This is a genomic window from Hymenobacter segetis, assembly GCF_038448715.1.
GTDB lineage: Bacteria > Bacteroidota > Bacteroidia > Cytophagales > Hymenobacteraceae > Hymenobacter > Hymenobacter segetis.
This window is the reverse complement of sequence record NZ_JBCEVZ010000001.1, coordinates 79,465-103,662: the sequence shown is the minus strand read 5'-3', so window position 1 is coordinate 103,662 and position 24,198 is coordinate 79,465. Positions and strand designations below refer to the sequence as shown.

Annotated in this window: 20 protein-coding genes; 12 read left to right on the top strand and 8 right to left on the bottom strand. The window is 62.6% G+C overall.

Annotated elements, in window-relative coordinates:
* The first annotated feature begins 16 nt into the window (after positions 1 to 16).
* From AAFH49_RS00335 to AAFH49_RS00325, 3 genes are all read left to right on the top strand, one after another.
* Positions 17 to 2,749: a TonB-dependent receptor gene (locus tag AAFH49_RS00335; protein ID WP_342295113.1), complete on the top strand. Its 2,733-nt coding sequence runs from the start codon at positions 17 to 19 to the stop codon at positions 2,747 to 2,749.
* A gap of 214 nt (positions 2,750 to 2,963) precedes the next feature.
* Positions 2,964 to 4,316: a CitMHS family transporter gene (locus AAFH49_RS00330; protein ID WP_342295112.1), complete on the top strand. Its 1,353-nt coding sequence runs from the start codon at positions 2,964 to 2,966 to the stop codon at positions 4,314 to 4,316.
* 146 nt (positions 4,317 to 4,462) lie between these two features.
* Entirely contained in the window at positions 4,463 to 5,272 is an 810-nt protein-coding gene (locus tag AAFH49_RS00325) for a DUF475 domain-containing protein (protein WP_342295110.1), read from the top strand.
* Between the two features lie 83 nt (positions 5,273 to 5,355).
* Here the strand turns inward: AAFH49_RS00325 and AAFH49_RS00320 are convergent, their stop codons facing one another.
* Positions 5,356 to 6,348 carry an NAD-dependent epimerase/dehydratase family protein gene (locus AAFH49_RS00320; protein ID WP_342295108.1) on the bottom strand — a complete coding sequence of 331 codons (993 nt, stop codon included), beginning with the start codon at positions 6,346 to 6,348 and terminating at the stop codon, positions 5,356 to 5,358.
* A 144-nt stretch (positions 6,349 to 6,492) separates the two neighbouring features.
* Here AAFH49_RS00320 and AAFH49_RS00315 point away from each other — a divergent pair, with 144 nt between their 5' ends.
* The 3 genes from AAFH49_RS00315 (at position 6,493) to kbl (ending at position 9,376) form a co-directional block, all read left to right on the top strand.
* On the top strand, positions 6,493 to 6,930 hold the full coding sequence (locus AAFH49_RS00315; protein ID WP_342295107.1) for a BLUF domain-containing protein: 438 nt from the start codon (positions 6,493 to 6,495) through the stop codon (positions 6,928 to 6,930).
* A 42-nt stretch (positions 6,931 to 6,972) separates the two neighbouring features.
* Complete coding sequence (locus AAFH49_RS00310) at positions 6,973 to 8,046, top strand: patatin-like phospholipase family protein (protein ID WP_342295106.1); 1,074 nt, start codon at positions 6,973 to 6,975, stop codon at positions 8,044 to 8,046.
* Between the two features lie 133 nt (positions 8,047 to 8,179).
* On the top strand, positions 8,180 to 9,376 hold the full coding sequence (gene kbl, locus AAFH49_RS00305) for a glycine C-acetyltransferase (RefSeq protein ID WP_342295104.1): 1,197 nt from the start codon (positions 8,180 to 8,182) through the stop codon (positions 9,374 to 9,376).
* A 99-nt stretch (positions 9,377 to 9,475) separates the two neighbouring features.
* Here kbl and AAFH49_RS00300 read toward each other — a convergent pair whose 3' ends face one another.
* The 3 genes from AAFH49_RS00300 to folP form a co-directional block, all read right to left on the bottom strand.
* On the bottom strand, positions 9,476 to 13,882 hold the full coding sequence (locus tag AAFH49_RS00300) for a beta strand repeat-containing protein (RefSeq protein WP_342295102.1): 4,407 nt from the start codon (positions 13,880 to 13,882) through the stop codon (positions 9,476 to 9,478).
* A 346-nt stretch (positions 13,883 to 14,228) separates the two neighbouring features.
* On the bottom strand, positions 14,229 to 15,062 hold the full coding sequence (gene cdaA, locus AAFH49_RS00295; RefSeq protein ID WP_342295100.1) for a diadenylate cyclase CdaA: 834 nt from the start codon (positions 15,060 to 15,062) through the stop codon (positions 14,229 to 14,231).
* A 153-nt stretch (positions 15,063 to 15,215) separates the two neighbouring features.
* Complete coding sequence (gene folP / locus AAFH49_RS00290) at positions 15,216 to 16,094, bottom strand: dihydropteroate synthase (protein ID WP_342295097.1); 879 nt, start codon at positions 16,092 to 16,094, stop codon at positions 15,216 to 15,218.
* A 112-nt stretch (positions 16,095 to 16,206) separates the two neighbouring features.
* On the opposite strand from folP, the gene AAFH49_RS00285 reads away from it, so the two are divergent.
* From AAFH49_RS00285 to AAFH49_RS00265, 5 genes are all read left to right on the top strand, one after another.
* Positions 16,207 to 16,743 carry a DUF1599 domain-containing protein gene (locus AAFH49_RS00285; RefSeq protein WP_342295095.1) on the top strand — a complete coding sequence of 179 codons (537 nt, stop codon included), beginning with the start codon at positions 16,207 to 16,209 and terminating at the stop codon, positions 16,741 to 16,743.
* 170 nt (positions 16,744 to 16,913) lie between these two features.
* Entirely contained in the window at positions 16,914 to 18,083 is a 1,170-nt protein-coding gene (locus AAFH49_RS00280) for a BT_3928 family protein (protein WP_342295093.1), read from the top strand.
* A gap of 4 nt (positions 18,084 to 18,087) precedes the next feature.
* Positions 18,088 to 19,146: an ABC transporter permease gene (locus AAFH49_RS00275; RefSeq protein WP_342295091.1), complete on the top strand. Its 1,059-nt coding sequence runs from the start codon at positions 18,088 to 18,090 to the stop codon at positions 19,144 to 19,146.
* A gap of 38 nt (positions 19,147 to 19,184) precedes the next feature.
* Positions 19,185 to 19,769, top strand: a complete 585-nt coding sequence (locus AAFH49_RS00270; RefSeq protein ID WP_342295089.1) for a shikimate kinase — start codon at positions 19,185 to 19,187, stop codon at positions 19,767 to 19,769.
* Positions 19,770 to 19,805: 36 nt separating this feature from the next.
* Positions 19,806 to 20,483, top strand: coding sequence for a sterol desaturase family protein (locus AAFH49_RS00265; RefSeq protein WP_342295087.1), 678 nt, complete (start codon positions 19,806 to 19,808; stop codon positions 20,481 to 20,483).
* A gap of 78 nt (positions 20,484 to 20,561) precedes the next feature.
* Here AAFH49_RS00265 and AAFH49_RS00260 read toward each other — a convergent pair whose 3' ends face one another.
* From AAFH49_RS00260 to AAFH49_RS00245, 4 genes are all read right to left on the bottom strand, one after another.
* Positions 20,562 to 20,741, bottom strand: a complete 180-nt coding sequence (locus AAFH49_RS00260; protein WP_342295085.1) for a hypothetical protein — start codon at positions 20,739 to 20,741, stop codon at positions 20,562 to 20,564.
* Positions 20,742 to 20,930: 189 nt separating this feature from the next.
* A complete protein-coding gene (locus AAFH49_RS00255; RefSeq protein WP_342295083.1) occupies positions 20,931 to 21,791 on the bottom strand; it encodes a TPM domain-containing protein in 861 nt (286 codons plus the stop codon).
* A complete protein-coding gene (locus AAFH49_RS00250) occupies positions 21,788 to 22,246 on the bottom strand; it encodes a TPM domain-containing protein (RefSeq protein WP_342295081.1) in 459 nt (152 codons plus the stop codon). Before AAFH49_RS00250 ends, AAFH49_RS00255 begins: the two co-directional genes overlap by 4 nt.
* Before the next feature lie 127 nt (positions 22,247 to 22,373).
* Complete coding sequence (locus AAFH49_RS00245; protein ID WP_342295079.1) at positions 22,374 to 22,952, bottom strand: LemA family protein; 579 nt, start codon at positions 22,950 to 22,952, stop codon at positions 22,374 to 22,376.
* Between the two features lie 201 nt (positions 22,953 to 23,153).
* Here AAFH49_RS00245 and AAFH49_RS00240 point away from each other — a divergent pair, with 201 nt between their 5' ends.
* Positions 23,154 to 24,155 (top strand): sugar phosphate nucleotidyltransferase, encoded by a 1,002-nt coding sequence (locus AAFH49_RS00240; protein ID WP_342295078.1) that lies wholly within the window; start codon positions 23,154 to 23,156, stop codon positions 24,153 to 24,155.
* Positions 24,156 to 24,198: the final 43 nt, after the last annotated feature.

Genomic DNA, 24,198 nt, shown 5'->3' with positions numbered 1-24,198 from the left:
CTTTCTCAAAATTCCCATGAAGCGAAACTTACCCTCCTCTCCCCTTTCGGCCCGGACGGCGGGCGCGGCGCTGCTGCTGGCTGCCTGCGCGGTGGCCGGTGGCCCGGCTGCCGCCGCTTCGCCGGCTGCTTTTTTGGCTGCGGCCCCAAACGATTCCGCTCCGCTGGCACGGCGCCCCCTTACCGGCCGCATTCTGGATGGCAACGACCAGAAGCCGCTGGCGTTTGCCTCGGTGGCCATTAAAGGCACCAACCGCGGCACCACCACCGATGCCGACGGCGGCTTCAAGCTCGACGTGGACGATGGCGACGTGCTGGTGATTTCCTACGTGGGCTACGAGCTGCGCGAAATTGCCGTGCCCGCCGGGGCCAACACCCTGGACGTGCCCATGAAAACTGCCACTCACACCACCGCCGACGTGATTGTGGTGGGCAACCGCGCCTCCGAGGCCCGCACCAACGTGGACCTGCCCGTGCCCGTGGACGTGCTCACGGCCAAGGAAATCACCAAAACCGGCCAGACCGAACTGGGCCAGATGATTCACTTCACCGCGCCTTCGTTCAACTCTACCAAGCACGCCATCAGCAACGTGACTTCGTATGTGGACCCGGCTACGCTGCGCGGCCTCGGCCCCGACCAAACGCTGGTGCTCATCAACGGCAAGCGCCGCCACCAGTCCTCCGCCCTGAACGTGAACAACGTGGTGGGCCGCGGCTCGGTGGGCACCGATTTGAACGCTATTCCGACGGCCGCCATCGAGCGGGTGGAGATTCTGCGCGACGGCGCGGCGGCCCAGTACGGCTCCGATGCCATTGCGGGCATCGTGAACATTGTGTTGAAGAAAAACCCGCGCGGCGGCGTGGTTACCGGCAGCTACGGCATCACCGACAAGGGCGACGGCGCGACCTACGACACCGGCCTGAACCTGGGCCTGCCCGTGGGCAAGCGCGACGGTTTCCTGAACCTGACCGTGCAGGGCCACCACAACGACCCCACCGACCGCTCGGGCGACTACACCGGCCGCGTGTACAACTCCGATAAAGCCACCGACGATGCCCTGGTGGCCCAGAATGGCTTCAACCGCCACGTCACGAAATACGGCACGGCCCGCAACACCATGGGGCAGTTCTTCTACAACGGCGAGGTGGCGCTGGGCGAGGCCTGGCGGCTGTACTCATTCGGCGGGTATTCATATAAGGACATGACGGCCTATGGCTTCTTCCGCAACCCGAGCAACAAGGCGCGGGCCGTCCTTTCGCTTTTCCCGAATGGCTACAACCCCGTGTTCCCGGCCACGGTGCAGGACGTGGCCTCCACGGTGGGCCTGCGCCGCAAAACGGCCGGCGGCTGGAACCTCGATTTCAGCCTCGGCGGCGGCCAGAACATCATCAAGACCTACGCCAACCACACGGTGAACCCGTCGTACGGCAACGCCTCACCCACGTCGTTCTACACCGGCACCAACAAGTTTGGGCAGGTGCTGGCCGATGTGAACGTGTCGAAGTCTTTTGAGGTAAGCGGGTTGAAATCGCTGAGTCTGAGCTACGGTGGCGAGTTCCGGGTGGAGCAGTACGAGCTGCTGGCCGGCGACGAAGCCTCCTGGAAAAAAGGCCCCGTGACCACCAACAACCCCGACGTGGGCAGCAGCGGGCGCGAAGGCATCGCGGCCGTGAACGCCGTGAGTCGCACCCGCAACAACGCCGGCGTGTACGTGGACGTGCTGAGCGACATCACCGATAAATTCCTGGTGGGCGCAGCCGGCCGCTTCGAGCGCTACTCGGATTTCGGCTCGAACGTGAGCGGCAAAATCTCGACCCGTTACAAGTTCACCGACCTGTTTTCGGTGCGCGGTTCGCTCAACCGGGGCTTCCGCGCCCCCTCGATGCACCAGCTCTACTACTCCAACTACGCCGATGCCCAGTGGCTGACGCTCAACGGCGTGTTCGACTCCTACCCCATTGCCCACCTGCGCAACGATAACCCCTACGTGCAGAAATTGGGCGTGGGCCAGCTCAAAGCCGAAACCACGCTCGACTACAACCTCGGCTTCACGGCCCAGGTCACGCCCGACCTCGTGTTCACGGCCGATGCCTACCAGATTGACATCAATGACCGGGTGGTGATTTCGGGCCAGCTCGATGCCGCCAGCCCGGCCCTCAAACCGACGTTTGCCGGCTCCGGCTACGCCCAGGTACAGTTCTTCTCCAACGCCCTCGACACCCGCACCCGCGGCCTCGACGTGGTGGCCAGCTACCGCAAAAAGATGGACCGCGACCAGGAAATGGGCCTTAACCTGGCCATGGCCCTCAACGAAACCAAAGTGGTGGGCGAAGTCCGCACTCCGGCCCAGCTCGCCAACCTCGGCACCCCGCTGGTGGACCGCGTGATGATTGGCCTGATTGAAAAGGCCCAGCCGCGCTCCAAGTTCATCGGCTCGGCCAACTACCGCTACAAGAAAATCGAAGGCCTGGTGCGCGCCACCCGCTTCGGCGAAGTGACGGCCATCCAGTCCAGCGCCGAACTCGACCAGACCTTCTCGGCCAAAACCATCACCGATGTTTCGCTCACTTACGGCTTCACGCCGCGCCTGGGCCTGACCGTGGGCGCCAACAACGTCTTCAACGTGTATCCCGACGAAATCGCCTTCCCCTCGCTCACGGCCTCGGGCCAAACGCCCTACACGCGCTTCACCTCGCAGTTCGGCTTCATGGGGGCGTATTATTTCACTTCGCTGCGGTTCAGCTTCTAATTGGCTGAACGTTGAAAATCAGAACGTCATGCTGAGCGAAGCCGAAGCATCTCTACCGCGCAAGTAACTCGTTTGCTGCAACGAATGAGGTGGGACGAATTCGTTGCCTGTGGTTGGTGAGGCCGCGCAACGAAGCGGTAGAGATGCTTCGGCTTCGCTCAGCATGATTGTTCTTTTTTAATCTACCAATCCATCAACCCACCCCTTCACCACCATGCTCGCACTCGCTGGCTTTGCCATGATTCTCACCTTCATGGTGCTGATTATGACGAATCGTCTGTCGGCCATTACGGCGCTGCTGCTGGTGCCGGTGGCGTTTGCGGTGCTCACCGGCTTCGGCTCGCAGATGGGGCCGATGATGCTCGACGGCATCAAGAACATTGCGCCCACGGGCATCATGCTGGTGTTCGCCATCCTCTATTTTGGACTGATGACGGACGCCGGGCTGTTCGACCCGGTCATCAGCCGCATCCAGCGCGTGGCCCACGGCGACCCGCTGAAAATCATCATCGGCACGGCGCTGCTGGCCCTGCTCGTGTCGCTGGACGGCGACGGGGCCACCACCTACATCATCGTGGTCACGGCCATGCTGCCGCTCTACCGCCAGCTCGGCATCAACCCGCTGATATTAACCTGCATGAATATGCTGGTAGGCGGCGTGATGAACATCCTGCCCTGGGGCGGCCCCACGGCCCGCGCCATGAGCGTACTGCACCTCGACAGCACGCAGCTTTTCAACCCGCTGATTCCGGCTATGGGCGCAGGGCTGGTGTGGGTGTTTTTTGTAGCCTGGCGCTTTGGCAAGCGGGAGCGGAAACGGTTGGGGCTGGAGCATCTTAACGAAGCCGATGCCAACAAGAAAGCCGTGGTATTCAACCTCGCCGCCGGCCTGCCCCAGCCCCTGCCGGAAGGCCCTGACCTGGAGCTCTCGCCCGAAGAAAAGGGCCTGCGCCGGCCCAAGTTATTATGGGTAAACGCCCTGCTCACCATTGCGCTGATGGTGGCGCTGGTGCGCGAGCTGCTGCCGCTGCCGGTGCTGTTTATGCTGGCCTTCGCGCTGGCCGCCGTGCTGAACTACCCGAATTTATCGCAGCAGCGGCAGCGGTTTGCGGCCCACGCGGGCAATGCGCTGTCGGTGGCGGCGATGGTGTTTGCGGCGGGGATTTTCACCGGCATCCTCAACGGTACGCACATGGTGGATGCCATGGCGCAGACGTTCGTGCAGCTGGTGCCTACTTCGCTCGGCCCGCACTTCCCGGTGCTGACTGGGCTGGTGAGCGCGCCCCTTACCTTCTTCATGTCGAACGACGCATTTTACTTCGGCATCCTGCCGTTTTTCACCAAGGCGGCGGCGCAGTTTGGGATTTCGGCGGCTACCATGGGCAAAGCCTCATTGCTGGGCCAGCCGGTACATCTGCTGAGCCCGCTGGTGCCGTCCACGTATTTATTGGTGGGCCTGGCGGGAGTTGATATCGGCGCGCATCAGCGCTTCACCCTGAAATGGGCTGGCGGCACGGTGCTGGTGATGTTGGTGGTGTCGCTGCTACTGGGCATCATCCAGTTGTAGAGACGCATATTTGCGTCTCGTCGTTGACTCCGCTGAACGACATTTTGCTGATGCGGTTATGTCTGTGGAATTGAGCGCAGACCTAGTCGTTCAACGACGAGACACAATTATGCGTCTCTACTATCCCGCTATCCTAGCTTTACCCCGTGAATCAATACATCGAGCAAATTCTGCACAACCCGCTGGCCTCGCTGGCCATCGTGGGCAACCTAGTCATCATCGAAAGCCTGCTCTCGGTCGACAATGCTGCCGTGCTGGCCACCATGGTGGGCGATTTGCCCAAAGACCAGCGCCACAAGGCCCTGCGCTATGGCATTTTCGGAGCCTATATTTTTCGGGGGCTGTGCATTCTGTTCGCTTCGTTTCTCATCAAGTTCTGGTTTTTGAAGCCGCTCGGCGGGCTCTACCTGCTGTACCTGGTTTACGACCATTTCAAGGCCCGCCCCGCACACGACGACGAAGCCATCGACAAGCAAAAAAGCTGGATTTACCGCAACACGCTGGGATTGTTCGGGAAATTCTGGGCCACGGTGGCGCTGATTGAGCTCATGGATTTGGCCTTTTCCATCGACAACGTGTTTGCCGTGGTGGCCTTCACCGACAACCTGATTCTGATTTGCGTGGGCGTGTTCATCGGCATTCTGGCCATGCGGCTGGTGGCGCAGGGCTTCGTGCTGCTCATGGGCAAGTACCCGTTTCTGGAAACCGCCGCTTTCGGGGTCATCGGCCTGCTGGGCCTGAAGCTGGTGCTTTCGCTAGTGGCCCACTTCCTGCCCGGCCATCCCGTGAGCGAGGCCCTGGAAAGCGAAGCCGCCGACGTGGCCATTACCATCCTTACGGTGGCGGCCTTCGCGGTGCCGTGGGCCACGTCGCTGCTCTTCAATGTGCCCCGGCACGCCGGCGGCAGCCGCCCCACCGAAACGAAAGCCGCCGAAGCCACGAAGCAACAGGTGTAATTATTCAGGGCGCAGGCTTCACAAAAAACGCCCCGTATCAATTGATACGGGGCGTTTTTTGTGATTTGAACGAAGCTACCTTGCTACGCCGGCTGCATTTCCTTCAAGTGCAGCAGCATGTCGGCCGTCATCTTATCCAGGTCGAAGTCGGGCTGCCAGCCCCAGTCCTGCCGGGCTTTCGAGTCGTCGATGCTGGCGGGCCAGGAGTTGGCGATTTGCTGGCGGCCGTCGGGCTTGTAGGTGACTTCGAAATCGGGGACGTGCTGCTGGATGCTGGCCGTGATTTCGGCCGGCGAGAAGCTCATCGCGCCCAGGTTGTAGCTGGTGCGGACTTTGATTTGCTCGGCCGGAGCGTGCATCAGGTCCAGCGTGGCTTTCAGCGCGTCGGGCATGTACATCATCGGCAGGTAGGTGTCTTCTTCGAGGAAGCACTCGTATTTTTCGCCGGCCACAGCCTTGTGGTAGATGTCCACGGCGTAGTCGGTGGTGCCGCCGCCGGGCAGGCTCTTGTAGCCGATGAGGCCGGGGTAGCGCAGGCTGCGCACGTCCAGGCCGTGCTTGCGGTGGTACCACTCGCACCACTGCTCTCCCGCCAGCTTGCTGATGCCGTACACCGTGTTGGGATTCATGATGGTGACCTGCGGCGTGTTGTCACGCGGGGTATCGGGCCCGAACACGGCGATGGAGCTGGGCCAGTACACCTGGGCCACACCGTGGGCCACGGCCGCTTCGAGCACGATGAGCAGGCCGTCCATGTTCAGCTGCCAGCCGAAGAGCGGGTTCTTTTCCGCCGTGGCCGAGAGCAGGGCGGCGAGATGATAAATCTGCTTCGGGCGATACTGGCGGATGAGCTTGTCGAGCCGGGTGCGGTCGAGCACATCGAGCAATTCGAAGGGGCCGCCGGCCAGCAGGTCCGGGTTTTTGGGCGGGCGCACGTCGGCGGCTACCACCAGGTGGGGCTCGTAGCGCTGGCGCAGGGCGGCTACCAGTTCGAGGCCCAGCTGGCCGCAGGCGCCGATAACCAGCACGGAGCCGGGTAATACAGAAGTTTCAGTGTCGCCGGGAGTGGTGGCCATGCGCGGGGGGTCAGGTTGAGATGGGGAGAGTGGGACTTGGGCTGCAAAGATACCGGGGCGGCCGTAGCCGGACCGTGGGCAAGGGCACCGTTTTGCCCACAACGGTGTTGGAGCGCCTTAGTTACACCAACCCCGCTCCGCCCCATGCCACCCCAACCCCTGCTTTACACCCTGATTTACCGCAGCCAGGCCTCGCGGGCGGTGCACGAAGTGACGCTGCCGCCGCTGCTGCGCCGCGCCCGACTGCACAACGAGCGCAGCCGCCTCGGCGGCCTGCTGCTGTATGCCAACGGCGAATTCATGCAAGTGCTCGAAGGCCCCGAGCCCGCGTTGAGCCAGCTCTACGCCCGCATCAAGGCCGACCCGCGCCACTACGCCGTGCGCACCCTGGCCTACGGCCCCATCACGGAGCGCGCCTTTCCCGACTGGCGCATGGCCTACGTTCCGGCCGATGCCAAGGCCCTGGAAAAAATCACCGGCTTCCTGCCGTTGGCGGCGGCCCCCGGCCACGCGCCGCACCCGCCCCAGGAGGTGGCGCAGCTGTTGCATCAGTTCGCACAAGGCCGCGCCCAGGACCAATAGCGTCCGGCGGCCCGGCTGGCGGCTGGCGGTATCTTTGGGGCCATGAAGGTGCGTTTGCTGCTCTTGTATTTGGGAATCGGACTGCTGGGAAGTGCGGTGGCCCGCGCCCAAGCCCCTGCCTCGCCGCGCTACCGCAACCTGGTGATGGAAGGCGGCGGCATCCGGGGCATTGCCTACGGCGGGGCCTTGCTGGAGCTGGAGCAGCGCGGCGTGCTGGCCGGCCTCACGCGGGTGGGGGGCACCTCGGCCGGGGCCATTCAGGCGGCGCTGCTGGCGGTGGGCTACTCGGCCCAGGAAATTATCGACGTGGTGAATGCCACGCCCGTGCAGCGGCTGAACGATGGCCGGTTCATCTTTTTCGGCGGCACGCACCGGCTGGTGAAGGAATACGGCTGGTACCGGGGCGATGAGTTCAGTACCTACCTCGGCGAGCTGGTGGCCCGCAAAACCCAAAACGCCCACCTCACCCTCGGCGAGCTGCATGCGCTGGCCCTCAAAGAACCCACCCGCTTCCGCGACCTTTACACCACCGGTACCAACCTCACGCAGCAGCGCGTGCAGGTGTTCAGCTACGAAACCACGCCCACCATGCGCGTGGCCGATGCCGTCCGCATCAGCATGAGCATTCCACTCTACTTCCGGGCCGTGCTGCTCGATGCGGAGAACAAGGTGATAACCGGCACGCCCGCGCCCAGCCAGCCCGTGCAGGTGCTCGTCGATGGCGGCCTGCTGGCCAACTACCCCATCGATTTGTTCGACTACCCGCGCTACCTGGCCGCCGGCTTCACCGGCCCGCCCGATGCGCGCGGCCACGTCTTCAACCCCGAAACCCTGGGCCTGCGCCTCGACCGCGCCGAGCAGATTCCGCTGGATGGCGCGCCCGCCGGCCGCCGGCAGCTCGCCCCCTACGACATCACCGATTTCAACACCTACATGGGCGCCCTCTACACCGTGGCCCTCGAAAACCTCAACCCCGTGCAGCCCGCCGACTGGCAGCGCACCATCAGCATCGACTTTCTGAACTTTAGTCCGAAAATCAAACGGATTTCGAATGAGCAAAAAAAGCAGCTGATGGATAGCGGGCGCAAGGGCGCGCAGGCGTTTTTTAGCCGTTAGAGGTAGGGGCGGGGCCTGCCCCCGCCCGTCGTTGAACGGAATCGTTAGAACGGCGCTAACGACCGGGCGGGGGCAGGCCCCGCCCCTACTGACAATGTAATTTTGCTTCATTAAACTCACCATCCCACCAAATATGTACGCCACTCTCCAGCCCGACCTCACCCAGCAGCTTCAGGAAATCAAAGATGCCGGCCTTTTCAAAAAGGAGCGCATTATCACCTCGCCCCAGGGCGCGGAGATTGAAACCGACGAAGCCGGCGAAGTGCTAAACTTCTGCGCCAACAACTACCTGGGCCTGAGCTCGCACCCCGAGGTCATCAAAGCGGCCAAAGAAGCCATTGATACGCACGGCTACGGCATGAGCTCGGTGCGCTTCATCTGCGGCACGCAGGACATTCACAAGGAGTTGGAGGCTAAGCTGGCCGAGTTTCTGGGCACCGAGGACACCATTCTCTACGCGGCAGCTTTTGATGCCAATGGTGGCGTGTTCGAGCCGCTGTTTAATGAGCAGGACGCTATTATTTCGGATGCGCTGAACCACGCCAGCATCATCGACGGCGTGCGCCTGTGCAAGGCCCAGCGCTACCGCTACGCCCACAACGACATGGCCGACCTGGAAAAACAGCTGCAGGACGCCGTGGCCAAAGGCACGCGCCACCGCATCATCGTGACGGACGGCTCGTTTTCGATGGACGGCACCATCGCGCAGCTCGACAAAATCTGCGACCTCGCCGATAAATACCAGGCCCTGGTGATGGTGGACGAGTGCCACAGCAGCGGCTTCCTGGGCAAAACCGGCCGGGGCACCCACGAGTACCGCAACGTGATGGGCCGCGTCGACATCATCACTGGCACGCTGGGCAAGGCGCTGGGCGGGGCCATGGGCGGCTTCACCTCGGCCCGCAAGGAGATTGTGGACATGCTGCGCCAGCGTAGCCGCCCCTATTTGTTCTCAAATACGCTGGCCCCAGCCATCGTGGGCGCCAGCCTGCGCGTGCTAGAATTGCTGACGGAAAGCACCCAGCTGCGTGACAAGCTCGAAGAGAACACCAAATATTTCCGCGAAAAGATGACGGCCGCCGGCTTCGACATCACGCCCGGCGAGCACCCTATCGTGCCCGTTATGCTGTATGATGCCAAGCTGGCCCAGGAATTCGCGGCCCGCATGCTCACGGAGGGCATTTATGTGGTGGGCTTCTACTACCCCGTGGTGCCGCAGGGCAAGGCCCGCATCCGGGTGCAGCTCAGCGCCGGCCATAATCGGGAGCATCTGGACAAGGCCATTGCCGCCTTCACCAAAGTAGGCAAAGAGCTGGCCGTTCTGAAATAGAATACTGGCTCAGTCAACTGCTAAATCTATTTTATCAAGCACAAAAAAGCCCCGCTGGCAGCTGCCAGCGGGGCTTTTTGCTTGGCGCGAGGCGCTAACCTATTCGCGTACCACGCGCTGGGTGAGCACGCCTTCCGTGGTTTTCACGCGGAAGGTGTACACGCCCGACGCCAGGTGCGCCAGGTTCAGCGAGGCCGAGCCGGGGGCGATGGTGCTGGTGTGCACCACCTGGCCCAGCGAGTTCAGCACCAGCAGCTGCGAGGCCGTGGCGCGGGGGCCGCGCAGCTCCAGCGTGAGGCTGCCGTTGGGCGTGGGGTTGGGGTACACCCGCAGGCTCACGCCGGCGAGCGAAGCGGTTTGCGCAGCCGTTACCACCACCGCCAGCGCCGTCGAAGGTGCCGAGGCGCAGCCCGAGGTTGAGGTAATGACCACTGTGTAGTTGCCGTTCGGGGAGCCCGCGGGCAGCAGCAGGGTGTTGCTGGTACCGGCCGTGCCCACCAGGTTGCCGTTGCGGGAGAACTGGTAGGTGGCCCCGGCCAGCGCCGGTGCGCTCAGCAGAACGCCGCCGCCCGCCTGGGGCGTGGCCGTGAGCGTGGGCGTAGCCAGTCCGGCCACGATGGTGATGGTAGCCGTGGCCGTGGTGCCGGCGCAAGCCCCGGCAGCCGCCGCGGTGTTGGTTACCGTGTAGGTGCCGGCCGTCGAAGCGGCCAGGTTGATGGCACCCGTGGTGGTGTTGAGGCCCAGGCCGGTGCCGGTGGTCGAGAACGTGCCGGCCGTGGTGCCGGTGGCCAGCGTGGCCGCTACCGTGCTAGCCGAGCCCGAGCAATAAGTGCCCGATGGGTAGCTAAAAGTAGCCGCCGGGGCCGACGCGATGGCCAGCACCACCTGCCCGGTCGTGGTACACGAAGCAGCCGGGCCGGTGGGCGTGAGGGTGATGGTTACGCTGCCCGCCGTCACATCGGCCGCCGAGGGCGTGTAGGTGGCGTTGAGCGTGGAGGCATTGGGCGAGAACGTGCCCGTGCCGGTGCTGGTGTAGGTAGCGCCCGTAGCCGTGCCGGCAATGGTGCCAGCCAACTGGTAAGGCGTACGGCCGCAAGTGCCGGCCGACGCGGCCGGCAGCGAAGCCACCAGGCCCGCGCTGCCCACGTTCACCACAATGGGGGTGCGGGCGGCAGTGCCCACGCACTCGGAGCCAATCTGCCAGTTGTAGAAGAAGTAATAGTACGTGGCCAGCGTAGCGCCCGTGATACTCACCGTGCCGCTGGGCGAGGTGTAAGGGTACGCCGTGGCCGGCACGGCCGTGGTATAGTCCCGCACGAGGGCCGGCGTAGCAGAGCTCAGGTACAGCGTGTAGCTGCCGGCGGCAGGCACGGCAAAATTCAGGGTAAGCACCGTGGGCGACACGGCGGCCGTGGTGTTGGCCGGCACCGGCGCTATGATGGTGGCCAGCGAACCCGTGGTGCTCGTAGTGCTGCCCGAGAGCAGGTAGATGGTAGCGGTGCCAGCTGCCGCGTTGGCCGTGCGGTACACCGTCACGGTAGCAATGGTAGTGGGGCCAGTGGTAGTGAAATACAGGCCACCACCCGTATTGGTACCGTCAGCACCGTTGGTCAGGGCTTTGCCCACGTTTTCGGTGCCGCCCGCGAAGGCTTCGGCGTAGTACGTCGTGTTAGCCGTGAGGGCCGGCGTTACGAATGGGCTGCCGGTGCCCACGGCCGTACCGCCGGTAGCGGCCGTGAAGTAGCGCACCGAAATGCCCGCCGGCACCGTAGCCGCCAGCGTAGCCGTGCCGCCCGCGCAGGTGCTGAGCGGCGTAGGAGCCGCCGAAATCACCGGGTTATTCACCGTGATGGCGGCCACGTTGCTGTAGGCTGTGTTGGCGTTGCAGGTACTGCGCACGCGGTAGTAAGTGGTGCTGCTGAGCACCGGCGTGGTGTAGGTGGCCGCGGTAGCGCCGGCAATGTCTGTGAAGGTGCCGGTGGCGCTGCTGCTACTCTGGTACTGGAGGCTGCCGCTAGAGGCACCGGCCAGGCTCAGCGACGCAGTTCCGCTGCCGCAGATGTTGAAAGCAGCGGGCGAGAGCACGCCGGCCACCGGGGCCACCACCGTGCGGGTAGCGGCGGGGGTGAGCACGTTGTTGGCGGTGTTGGCATCGCCGGTCACGGTAGCCGTCACGGCAAAGGTGTAGGCACCCGGGACACTCAGGTTCAGCGTGTTGTTCAGGGTCACGCTCAGCAGCGCGCCGCTGGCCAGCGTGCCCGTGCTCACGGTGCCCGTGAGGGTTTGGGTGAGGCCCCCGGGCAGCGTGACGACCACCGTGGCCGTGGCCGGGTTGGTGGCAAAGTTGAGGGTGGCGGTGCCGGCGTTGCGAATCTGCACCACCACCGCTTCGGCGGCGCTGTAGCAGCTGGTGCCCGTGGCTGGGCCCAGCAGGGCTACCGGGGCAACATCGATGCCCACCGGGGTAAACTCGTAAGCGCCCAGGTCGGGCACGGTGCCGCGGGCAGCCCCCGTAATGTCTTGGGTGACGCGGGCGAGCGGCGTGCCGGCGTTGTTCAGCAGCACATTAGTGGGCAACAGGTTGCCGGTGCTGGCCCCCGCAAAGGCGGGGTCCGTCGAGATGCTGTTCGCGTCAAACACTTTGCCGTTGGCGGCTTGCAGGTCAGCCAGTGTCAACAGGGCCGCGCTGAAGTAGCCCACGTTGCCGTTGGGCACGTAAATGTCGTTGTAGTCGCTGCTGGTTGGGGCCGTCGAGTAGTACAGGCCGTACTTGGTGCCCGTGCTGGGCCGCGTGATGCTCACCACGTTGTTTTTCACCTCGGTGTTGGCCCCGGAGTTGTAGATGCCGTAGGTGGTGAAGACGACGGCCGACTGGTCGTCGGCGTTGATGGAGTTGTTGTAGATGTGGCTGAACGCCGAGCCCGAGTTGTAGATGAGGTACTGCGTGCTGGTGCCGTTGATGTTGTAGAGCACGTTGTTCACCACGTCGTTGGTGGTGGCGGCGGTGGCCCCGGTGCTGTTGGCCAGGTAAATACCGTACAGGGTGCTGGCCGAAGTCGGGTTGCCCGTGAATGGGTCGTGCAGGCGGTTTTTCTCAATGGCTAAGCTGCGCGACGAGCCGAAGGTGTAGAGGCCGTAGAAGCTGCTGGGGTTGGTGCGCAGCAAGCGGCTTATGTCGTTGCCGATGAACTGGGCCCCGTCCTGGTAGCCTGTATAAATCCCGTAAGTATAGAAATCGCGCACGTTGTTGTTGCGCACGGTATTGCCGGTGTTGAGCGAAGTCGTGCTGTTGCCGTACAGCGAAATGCCGTAGTAGCCCCCGTTCACAGTATTGCCCTCGATGAGGAGGTTGTTGGCCGAATTGCCGCTGGTGGTGGCGCTGGACGTGGAGCCGCTCACCACGATGCCGGCAAAGTTGGTCGACGTGGTGGCGATGTCCGCGTTGATAGTGTTGTTGCTGATGCGGTCATTGTCGGCCGCGTTGGTCAGCAGCACGCCGTAGCCGTAGGTGCCACTGGTGCCGGTGCCGCCGGTGGCATCAATGTTCAGGTTGTTGATGGTGGTGTAGTCGGTGCCATTAAGCTGCACCACCGCCCGCTGATTGGTATTGGCCGAGGCAAACCGGATGGTGCGCCCGCCGCCGTTCACCACAATGGTGTTGGTGGCGCTCACGCCGGCTATTTCGCCCAGCAGAAACTGCTCGGTGTACGGCCCGCCCGATACCGTGAAGGTCACCGGGCCGCTGATGCCGTCCTGGTTCAGGCGCGTAGCGGCATCGGTGAAGCTGGCGAAGTTGGTGCCCCCCGTGGCCAGGGCGTTATTAATGGTGTACGCCCCGCTGAGGGGGTTAGCCGTCTGGCTCGTCACCGTGATGTTGTCAATCGTAGCCGGGGGCTGTGCGCCGCCCGTGCCATCGTTGCGCCAGGTAAAAATCAGGCGCTGGGTACTCCCGCTGAGGCTGCCCGGCAGTTGGAGTGTGGTGCGGCCAAAGGCCGTTTGCAGGTTGATTTGGGCCAGCACCGTGACGCCGCTGGTGCTCAGCGTCGTGCCCGCCACCGGCGTAAACGAAGTGGGCGCTACCTGCACCAAGATGTAGTCGTAGGTGCTTTCGCCCGCCGCCTTCCAGTCAAAAGCCAGCTGAATGTTGCCCTGGCCGGCCGGCACGGTCACGTCGCGGTACATGTGCACGACGGACGACGAAGTAATGGTGTAGGCGTTGGTCACGCCCGCGTCGTTGCTGATGTAAGCCGCATTGGTGCCTGTGGTGGTAGGGCCGTTGCCCCCCGCCTTACCCACCGCCCACTGGTTAACCACGGAGCCGTTGACGAGCGTGAAGCTGTTGGTCGTACCCTCAAAGGTTTCGTTGAAAACCGTGGTGGTCTGGGCCTGGGCACCCAGGCCTCCCAGCAGCAGCAGGCCCGCGCCCAACAGGCGCGTCAGCTGCTTTGGTGGCGACAGGACACGGAGCCGCAGCCCCTGCTGCTCGCGGAGTATTTTTTTGTGCATCGAAAAAAAGAGTAAAGTGGATGAATACGAGGGTGAAAAAGGGGAATGAATGAAAAAGCAACCGGGTGGTAGCGCCGTAACTGGCAACGGGGTTTGCGCCGGCAGTCGGCGGGCTTTGGCTTCTGAGTGCGCTGGGTGAGTCGCACCAAAACCCAACTGCCTGAAAGGCACAGCACAGAACGTCTGAGAAAAGTAAAAACGAAAAGTTCGAAAACCTAATCCCTCCCCGGCTACCACCGGCGCCCCCACCCGCCAATCCACCACTCAGGCAGTTAGCCTTCAATAAATTACCCTCTACAAAATGAGTTGATGGATTGCGCCTTACCCTTACTCAGCGGGGCCTTTATCAGGCGGCGGCTTCGGCTTTGCGGGCAGCGTTGGCGGCACCGGGAGCCGGGGCTAACAGCCATTCGTTCAGGCGGGCGCGCAGCTCGCCGGTGCCCAGGTTGCGGAATACTTCGCCGTGGCGCACGAGGCTCATGGCCCCGGTTTCCTCGCTCACCACGAGCACCACGGCATCGGTGATTTCGCTCAGGCCGATGGCGGCGCGGTGGCGCAGGCCGAGCGAGGCGGGCACGTCGGGGTTTTCGCTCACGGGCAGGATACAGCGGGCGGCCCGCAGGCGGCCGTTGGCCACAATCACGGCCCCGTCGTGCAGGGGCGAAGTTTTGTTGAAGATGGAGAGCAGCAGGCGCTTGCTGATTTCGGCATCGAGCCGGTCGCCGGAATCGGCGAAAGCCGTGAGGTCGGCGGTCTGGGTGAAGCAGATGAGCGCGCCGGTGTACTTGTTGGAGAGGCTTTTGGCGGCCTCCACGAACGGGCTGATGGGCAGCGGGGCCACCTCGGCTGGGCGGCCCCAGGCCCAGCCGCGCATCCGCTCCAGGGCCGTGGCCTTGCCCACGTTCAGCAAAAACCGCCGGATTTCCTGCTGAAACAAAATGATGCTGGCCAGCACGCCCACGCTCATAAACTGCCCCAGAATCTTGGTGAGCAGCTCCATGCCCGTAGCCTTCACCACCAGATAGAGCAAGTAGAACGACACCAGCCCCAGCGCCACATTCAGGGCCACCGAGCCGCGCAAGAGCTTGTAAAGCTGGTAGAGCAGCACCGTCACCAGCAATACATCGGCCGCGTCAATCCAGCCGAAGTGCAGGAAATTGATGGGGAATGGGCCGGTCATCGGGTGGGTTGGGAGAATGAGGAGACGCTTGTCATCCTGAGCATAGCGAAGGACCTTATCACTGCTGAACTAGTTGCAGTAGTTTCAACCGGCCCAGACGTGACAAGGTCCTTCGCAAGCTCAGGATGACAAACGCCCTTCAAATTACGGCCTTTATTCCGCCATTGGAAAGGTGTTGGCAAATAATTGTATGGTTTGGCGGGCTTCGGCCACGTCGTGGGCACGCAGGAGCTTAGCGCCGCCTTGCAGGGCCACCATGTGCAGGGCCGTGGTGCCGTTGAGGGCCGTTTCGGGGCCGAGGCCGAGGGGGCCGTACACCATTCGCTTGCGCGAGAGGGCGGCCAGCACGGGCAGGCCCAGCGCCTGCAGCTCGGGCAGGCGACGCAGCAGCTCGTGGCTTTGGGCGGCCGTTTTGGCGAAGCCGAAGCCGGGGTCGAGCAGCACCTCGGTCACGCCCATGGCGCGCAGGGCGGCCAGGCCGTCGCGGAAATAGCGCAGCAGGGTGAGCACCAGGTCGTCTTCGTAGTGCGTGAGCTTGGCCATGGTTTGGGGCGTGCCGCGCAAGTGCATCAGCACGTAGGGCACGCGCAGGCGGGCCACGGTGGCAAACATTTCCTTGTCGAGGGTGCCGCCGCCCACGTCGTTCACCAGGTCGGCCCCGGCGTGCACGGCGGCTTCGGCTACACCGGCCCGGAAGGTATCGGCGGAGAGAAAGGCCTGCGGAAATTCCCGGCGCAGGGCTTCCACGGCGGGCAGCAGGCGGCGGGTTTCTTCAGATTCGGAAATATCTTCAGCGCCGGGGCGGGTGCTGTAGGCCCCGAGGTCGAGCACGGCGGCCCCAGCGTGCAGCATGGCTTCGGCGCGGGCAAGGAGGTCTTTTTCCGAAGCCACGCGGCTATCGGCAAAGAAGGAGTCGGGCGTGAGGTTGAGGATGCCCATCACCTGCGGCCGGCGCAAATCGAGCAGGCGGCCGTGGGGCGATAAAAGTGAATGGGTGAATGGGTGAATGGGTGAATGAACCAAAGAACGCATGAGGCAGGATTCGGGGCTACGAAGGCTCAATATCCAACCACGAGGGCGAACTTGCGGCAGTGAAGCCGGTGCTGCGCTCATTCACTCATTCACCCATTCACTTATTCACCCATTGAACACCCCCGAACACTACGACCTGCTGCTGGCCCGCTGCCGCACCCTGTTTCTGGCTAAAACCCACGACTACGGCACGGCGTGGCGCATTTTGCGCCTGCCCTCGGTCACGGACCAGATTTTTATCAAGGCCAACCGCATCCGGACCATTCAGGAAACGGGTGTGCAAATGGTGGCCGATGACGTGAACGAGGAGTTCGTGGCCATCATCAACTATTGCCTCATCGCCCTGATGCAGCTGCACCTGCCCAAGGAAACCCCGCTCGACATGGCCCCCGATGCCGTGGCCCTCGCCTACGACCACGAAGCCGCCGAAAACCGCCGCCTGCTGCTGGCCAAAAACCACGACTACGGCGAAGCCTGGCGGCAAATGCGCGTAGCCAGCATCACGGATTTGATTCTGATGAAGCTGCACCGCGTGAAGCAGCTCGAAGACATCGGCGGCGCGGCCCTGGTGAGCGAGAGCGTGGAAGGCAGCTACCGCGACATGCTGAACTACGCGGTGTTTGCGCTGATTTTGCGCGGGGAGGGGTAGAACGTCATGCAGAGCGCAGCGAAGCATCTTGCCCGCCACCATTAATTAGTTATAGCACGCGAGATGCTTCGCTGCGCTCTGCATGACGTTCTTGTTCATGACGTTCTTATTAATGTCTCATAACCCCACACCAAGCCCCTGCGTTTTGCCACCGGCTTACCTTTGTTTCTATGTCTCCAACTAGCTCCGCTCCGGCCGTCGCGCCGGCCCCTCATTTGTTGCGCACCATCACCCGCGTGTGCTGGTTTTTGCTGGGCGCGCTGTTCATTTTTTCGGGCCTGATTAAGCTGAACGACCCGGTGGGCACGGCCTACAAGCTGGAAGAATACTTCGAGGTGTTTGCCGTTTCGGTGCCCGCGCTGGAGGGTTTCTTCTTCTGGTTCAAGGACATTTCGCGCACGCTGTCCATCCTGCTTAGCTCGCTCGAAGTGATTCTGGGCGTGGCGCTGCTGCTGCGCTGGCACCTGCGCATCACGCTGTGGGTGTTGCTGGGGCTGCTTATTTTCTTCGCCTTCCTCACCTTCTATTCGGCGGCCTTCAACAAGGTGACGGACTGCGGCTGCTTCGGCGATTTTATCAAGCTCACGCCCTGGACCTCGTTTGCCAAGGACATGTTCCTGCTGGTGCTGTGGCTGGTGGTGTTCACGCACCAGCGGTTTTTGCGGCATTCCTTCGTCACGGGCACGTTCGGGATTATGGTCATGACGTTTGCCACGGCTATTGCCATCGGCATTGGGGTGCGGGCGCTGGGCCACCTCCCCTACTTCGATTTCCTGCCCTATAAAGTCGGCAACGACATTGGCAAGCTGATGAAGCCCGCCGAGCCCGCCCAATACCGCTACACGATGACGCGCAACGGCGAAACCAAGACTTTCGACGCCTACCCCACTGATACCACCTGGAAATACCAGGCCATGGAATCGCTGAATCCCAAAACCTCCACCCCGGTCATCACCGATTTCGAGGTATCGGATGTCAACGGCAACTCCTACACCCAGGAGCTGCTGAAAGGCAGCAAGCTGGTGCTCATCGTGCAGAACACCAACAAGACAGACCGCGACCGGTTCACGGCCATCAACAAGCTGATGGAAGATGCCGCCAAGTCGCGGCGCGGCATCACGGCGCTCACCATCACCAGCACCAGCGCGGCCAAGTTCGACTCGTTCCGCCACGACGTGAACCTGGCCGGCCCCTACTATTTCGCCGATGCCACGGTGCTCAAATCCATCATTCGCTCCAACCCCGGCCTCATGGTGCTGCAAAACGGCGTGGTGAAAGCCAAGTACCACTACCACGACATTCCAGAACTGTGGCAGATAGAAAAGGTGCTCAAGGAGTAACGGTATGCTCGCCTTCATCCTCCGCCGCTTAGCTCAGGGCGTGCTCGTGCTGGTGGGCGTGGCCTGCACGGTGTTTCTGCTCTTCAACGTGCTGCCCGGCGACCCCGCCGCGTTGCTCGCTGGCCAACGCTCCGACCTGGCCACCAAAGCCGCCATCACCGCCGACCTCGGCCTCGACCAGCCCCTGCCCGCCCGCCTGGTGGGCTACCTCAACGATATTTCGCCGCTGGGCCTGCACCCCGCCGACTCGGCCGGCCGCGCCCGCTACGGCGGCTTCGCGCTGCTGCCGCTGGGCACTAAAGCATTGGTACTGAAAACGCCCTACCTGCGCCGCTCCTTCCAGAGCAATAAGGACGTGCTGCGCATTCTGCTCGATTATTTCCCCGGCACCATGTGGCTGGCGCTGGCGGCCATGCTCATTGCCAGCGTGGGCGGCGTGGCCTTTGGCGTGGTGGCGGCGCTGCGGCCCCAGTCGTGGCTCGATAGGGTGCTGGTAAGCACCTCGGTGCTGGGCATTTCGGTGCCGTCGTTCGTGGCCGCCATTCTTATTGCCGTCACCTTCGGCTTCTACTGGAGCCATTGGACGGGCCTGAGCCTCACCGGCCAGCTCTATGAAACGGACCCGTTCACGGGCGAACGGCACTTGGTGCTGCGCAATCTGCTGCTGCCGGCCGTGGCGCTGGGCATCCGGCCGCTGGCCATTATCACGCAGCTCACGCGCTCTAGCATGCTCGATGTGCTAAGCCAGGACTACATCCGCACAGCCCGCGCCAAAGGTCTGAGCCGCACCGCCACCGTGCTGCATCACGCCCTCCGAAACGCCCTGAACCCGGTGGTCACGGCCGTGTCGGGCTGGCTGGCCTCGCTCATGGCGGGCGCGTTTTTCATCGAATACATCTTCAACTGGAAAGGCCTGGGCACGGTGACGTTACGCGCCGTCGAGAACCTTGATTTTCCGGTGGTTATGGGTTCAACGCTGTTCGTGGCCGCCCTGTTTGTGCTGATAAATATTGTAGTGGACGTGTTATACGCCGTGCTCGACCCGCGCGTGAAGCTCAGCTAAAAGCTGCGCCAGCATAATCTCAATTCACGTCAGGACTTGTGAAGCAGCCTCTCCCCGACTCCATCATTTCTCGCGGCGGCTCCGGGCACTTGAGCCTGGTGGGCCTGCCCGGCGCGGGCAAAACCACGCTTGGCCGCCAGCTGGCCGCCCACTTCAACCGCCCCTTTCTGGACTTGGATGTGGCCATTGAAGCCCGCACCGGCCGCAGCGTGCGCGCCATTTTTGCCGAAGACGGCGAGGCGAGTTTTCGGGCTGTGGAATCTTCGGTGCTACGCGAGGCCCTCGCCCACGCCGGCCCGCCGCTGGTGCTGGCCACAGGCGGCGGCACTCCGTGTTTTCACGACAACATGGCGCTGCTCAACCAGGCCGGCCCCACGCTCTGGCTCGATGTGCCCATCGAGGTGCTGGCCGCCCGCCTGCCCCCCGAGGAAGTAGCTAAACGCCCCCTGCTGGCCGCCGCCGGCGGGGCCGAAGCCTGGCTGCGCGAAACTCTTGCCGCCCGAAGTAAGTTTTATGCCCAGGCGCGGCTGCGGTGCGGGGCGGCCTGCACGTTGCCGGCCGTGGTGGCCCAGCTGGCGGGGGCCGGATTTGCTCTGCCCGCCACATTGCCGCCTGCATCGTAATTTTGTTAATTGATTCGTTCGACGTTTGTTACCCCTATGCAATCAGTATCCACCGAAGAACCGGCTGTAAACGAGGCTCCTACACCCGCTACAGCAGCCCCTGTCCGGCCCAAGCACAAAGGCTCTGCCCAGCTTTTCCAGAACCCGGTGCTGGAGCGGCTTTCGCACACGCACATTGCGCTGCCGGTGGGCATTTTTGCCGCTACGGGCATCATCAGCATGTATTATGGCCTCACGCACGGCTTCATGACGGGCGTGGCCGCGCTGGGGCTGTTCCTGGTGGGGCTGCTGGCTTTTACGTTCGTTGAGTATCTGGTGCACCGCTACGTGTACCACATTCCGGCCACCACGCCGGGCCGCGCCAAGTTCCAGTACACCATGCACGGCGTGCACCACGAATACCCCAAGGACAAGACCCGGCTGGCTATGCCGCCCATCATCACGGTGTTTGTGGCGTCGCTGCTGTTCTTCATTTTCCGCTTCAGCTTCGGCTCGTATGCGTTTGGGCTGCTGTCGGGCTTCACGTTTGGCTACGCCATGTACCTGTTTGTGCACTACGCCATTCACGCCTACTCGCCGCCAAAAAACTTCCTGAAGGTGTGGTGGACGCACCACAGCCAGCACCACTACCGGCAGGACGAGGTAGCCTTCGGCGTGAGCAGCACGCTCTGGGACCACATCATCGGCACTATGCCCAGCAAGAAAAGCGCCTAGCTTTTCGATAAGGCTAAGACGCAAAAAGCGCGACTCCTGCTTAGGAGCCGCGCTTTTTTATTGTCGCTACGTGCCGAATTAGGGGCGGGGGCCACGCATTTTGCTCACGATGAAGAACAACAGCGCCACTACGATAAACACGGCGATGATGCCCGTGTAGGCACCGGCTTTAAAAATGTCGCCAATGACTGCGCAACCGGTGAGTGTAGTGGCCAGGGCGAAGAGAAAGATGAAGATGGAAAGACGGGAGGCGTTCATGGCGTGAAAGAATGAAGAAGGGAGGTGAAAGCCGCGTAGCACGCTGGCTGCGGGGTTAGGGCTGATACTGTGCCCGTACCAAAAAGGTTAGCGTCAATCCCTCGCTAACAGTAGTTATTTCAGCAAAACAGCCCGGCCGAGATATTCTCGACCGGGCTGTTTTCTTTTCAATTATCAGCAGCGGGGACTTTACCAGCTGCCGCTGGCACCGCCGCCGCCGCTGCTACCACCGCCAAATCCGCCGAAGCCGCCACCTCCGCCGCCCCCTCCACCCCAGCCGCCGCCACCGCCGCCGAAGCCGCCGCCGCCGAAGATGATGGGCGGAATGAAGCCGCCGCCAAAGCCCCGGTTGCCGCGCCCGCCGCCGCCGCCCCGGTTGCGTATCATGGTGAACACGATGACCATCACGAGAATAATAATCCAGAATGGAAAGCCCGAGCCGGTGCGGTCGCCCCGGTCCTGGCGCTGGGCGTCGGCGGGGTCGGCCTGGTATTCGCCTTTGGCGAGGGCAATGAGCTGGTCGGTGGCTCTATCAAGACCCGCGTAGTACTGGTTTTGGCGGAAGGCCGGCACCAGCGTGTTGCTGATGATGCGCTTGGCCAGAGCGTCGGGCACGGCTCCTTCCAGGCCGTAGCCGGTCTGGATGCGGGCGGTGTGCTCCTGCTTTGCCACCAGAATCAGGATGCCGTTGTTTTTGCCCTTGCGGCCAATGCCCCAGCCTTCGTACAGCTTCTGGGCGTAGTCAGCAATGTCGTCGCCGTCGAGGGTGGGCACGGTGACCACGGCGATTTGCGACGACGTGCTGTCGTTGTACGCCACCAGCTTGCGTTCCAGCTGGTCGGCCTCGCCGCCCTGCATCAGCCCGGCCAGGTCGTTGACAAGGCGCGGGGGATTGGGCCGGGGCGGGATGTTCTGCGCCGCGCTACTGAGGGCTGAAACCAGCCCGAGCAACAGCAGCAGCATTGGCAGCCACCGCTTTGGCACGCCCGGTTTTAGCAGGGAGAAGCGGAACAAAGTCGATATCCTGGCAGTAGCCACGGAATTTTTCATGCGTCGGAAGACGGTTTTTGGCCGCCGAAAGAAATGGAATCGTCCAGCTCGTTCTGGTCGGTAGCGGCGTTGTAGGGGAAATAGCGCTTGAGCTGCTCGCCCACCATTTTGATGCCGCGCTCCAGGCCCAGCACGTAGTTTTCGTGCCGGAACTGCTCAAGCACGGCTTCCTTGGTGGTTTCCCAGAAGTCGTCTGGCACGGCGGCATTGATGGCCGAATCGCCCACCACGGCAAACTGCCGGCTTTGCCAGGCCAGGTAAAACAGCACGCCGTTGCGGGCGGCAGTTTTGTGCATGTTCAACTCGCCAAATACCTGGGCGGCGCGGTCCAGCGGCTCGGGCGTGGGGCAGGTGTCTTCGAGATGCACCCGAATTTCGCCGGAAGTGGTGATTTCGGCCTGCCGGATGGCGGCTACTAGGGCTGCATCCTGGGCGGGAGTGAGGGGGGAAGTCATGGTAAGTTAGAAGTTAACAGAACGTCATGCTGAGCGCAGTCGAAGCATCTCTACTGCAATAGCAATTAATTACTTGCGCGGTAGAGATGCTTCGACTCCGCTCAGCATGACGTTCTATCAATTAAACTTAGAATTGAACCGTAGGAGCCTTGCTAGCGGCCGCGTCAGCCTCGAAATACGGCTTGGGCTGGAAGCCGAACATCCCGGCAAACAGGTTATTTGGGAACGAACGGGTGAACGTGTTATAGTCGTTGGTCACGGCGTTGAACTTGTTGCGCTCCACGTTGATGCGGTTTTCGGTGCCTTCAATCTGGGCCTGCAGTTCCTGGAAGTTGGCGTTGGCCTTCAGGTCGGGGTAATTCTCCGACACGGCCAGCAGGCGGCCTAGTCCGGCCGAAACCTGGCTCTGGGCTTCCTGGAATTTCTTGATGTTTTCGGGGGTCAGGTCGTTGGCATTCAGCTGTACGCTGGTGGCTTTGGCGCGGGCTTCGATGACGCTGGTGAGGGTGCCCTGCTCAAACTTGGCGGCCCCTTTCACGGTGTTCACCAAGTTGCCGATGAGGTCGTTGCGGCGCTGGTAGGCACTTTGCACGTTGCCGGCCTGGGCTTTCACGGCTTGGTCGCGCGTCACCATGCCGTTGTAGCCGCAAGAGGACTGAGTGAGCAACAGGGCCAGGCCCGCGAAATAGAGAAGAAAGCGTTTCATGATGGGTTGTGAAGGGTGTTGGTGAAGGGTATTCGGGGGTTGAAAGCGCCGCGGGCCAAACCTACGGCCGCTGCCCCGGTTGGGTACCGGGTTTGGGGCAAAGTACGCAGCTTAGCCCTAGTAGTTGTAGCTTGCTGCTTAGCTGGCCCGAACGCCTTCATTTATCGTCCTCCCGCCTACTTCATTACACAGCCCTGTTTCATGAAAGCTGTTATTCCCGTTGCCGGCATTGGCTCGCGCCTGCGCCCCCACACCCACACCCAGCCCAAAAGCCTGGTGCCGGTGGCCGGCAACACCATTCTGGGCCACATCATCGACCGTTTGCAGGCCGCCGGCCTCACCGATTTTGTGTTCATCGTGGGCTATCTGGGCGATAAAATCGTGCGCTACGTGCGCCGCCAGTACCCCGAGCTCAAGGCCACGTTTGTGGTACAGGAGCCGCGCGAGGGCATCGGCCACGCCCTGTGGCTGGCCCGCGAGGAGTTTCGCCACGACCCCGACGGCGTGCTCATCATGCTCGGCGACACCATCGTGGACGTGGACTTGGCCGCCCTGATGGCCACGCCCGGCTCGGTACTCGCCGTGAAGGAAGTGAAAACCCCCAGCATGTTCGGGCTGGTGGAAACCGGCAACAGCGGCCGGGTAAACAAGGTGGTGGAGAAGCCCAAAATTCCGAAATCGAACTTCGCCATGGTGGGCCTCTACAAGCTGGCCTACCCTGAAAAGCTGGCTCAGGCCCTGGAATGGCTCATCGATTCGGACGTGCGCACCCACGGCGAATTTCAGCTTACCGATGCGCTGATGCACCTCATCGAAGAAGGCGAGGTGATGACGACGTGCCCGGTAGACAACTGGTTCGACTGCGGCCGCAAGGAAACGCTGCTCGAAGCCAACGCCCGCCTGCTGAACCGCCCCGAGTTTCTGGAAGGCCAGGACTATTCCGAATACCCCGATACGGTTATTATTCCCCCGGTCAGCATCGGGCGCGGCTGCCAGATTTCGCACTCCATCATCGGCCCCAACGTAGCCATCGGCGACAAAACCATTGTCAAAAACTGCATCCTGAGCGACTCCATCATCGGCAGCTACTCGGAGCTGCGGGCGGCCGTGATGCACGACTGCATCGTGGGCTCCGACGCCTCTTTCCGGGGCATGAACCACTCATTGAACATCGGTGATAACACGGAAATTGATTACAGTTAAGACGGCGCGGGCCGCGCGATTACCGCTGCTATCAAAACCAAAA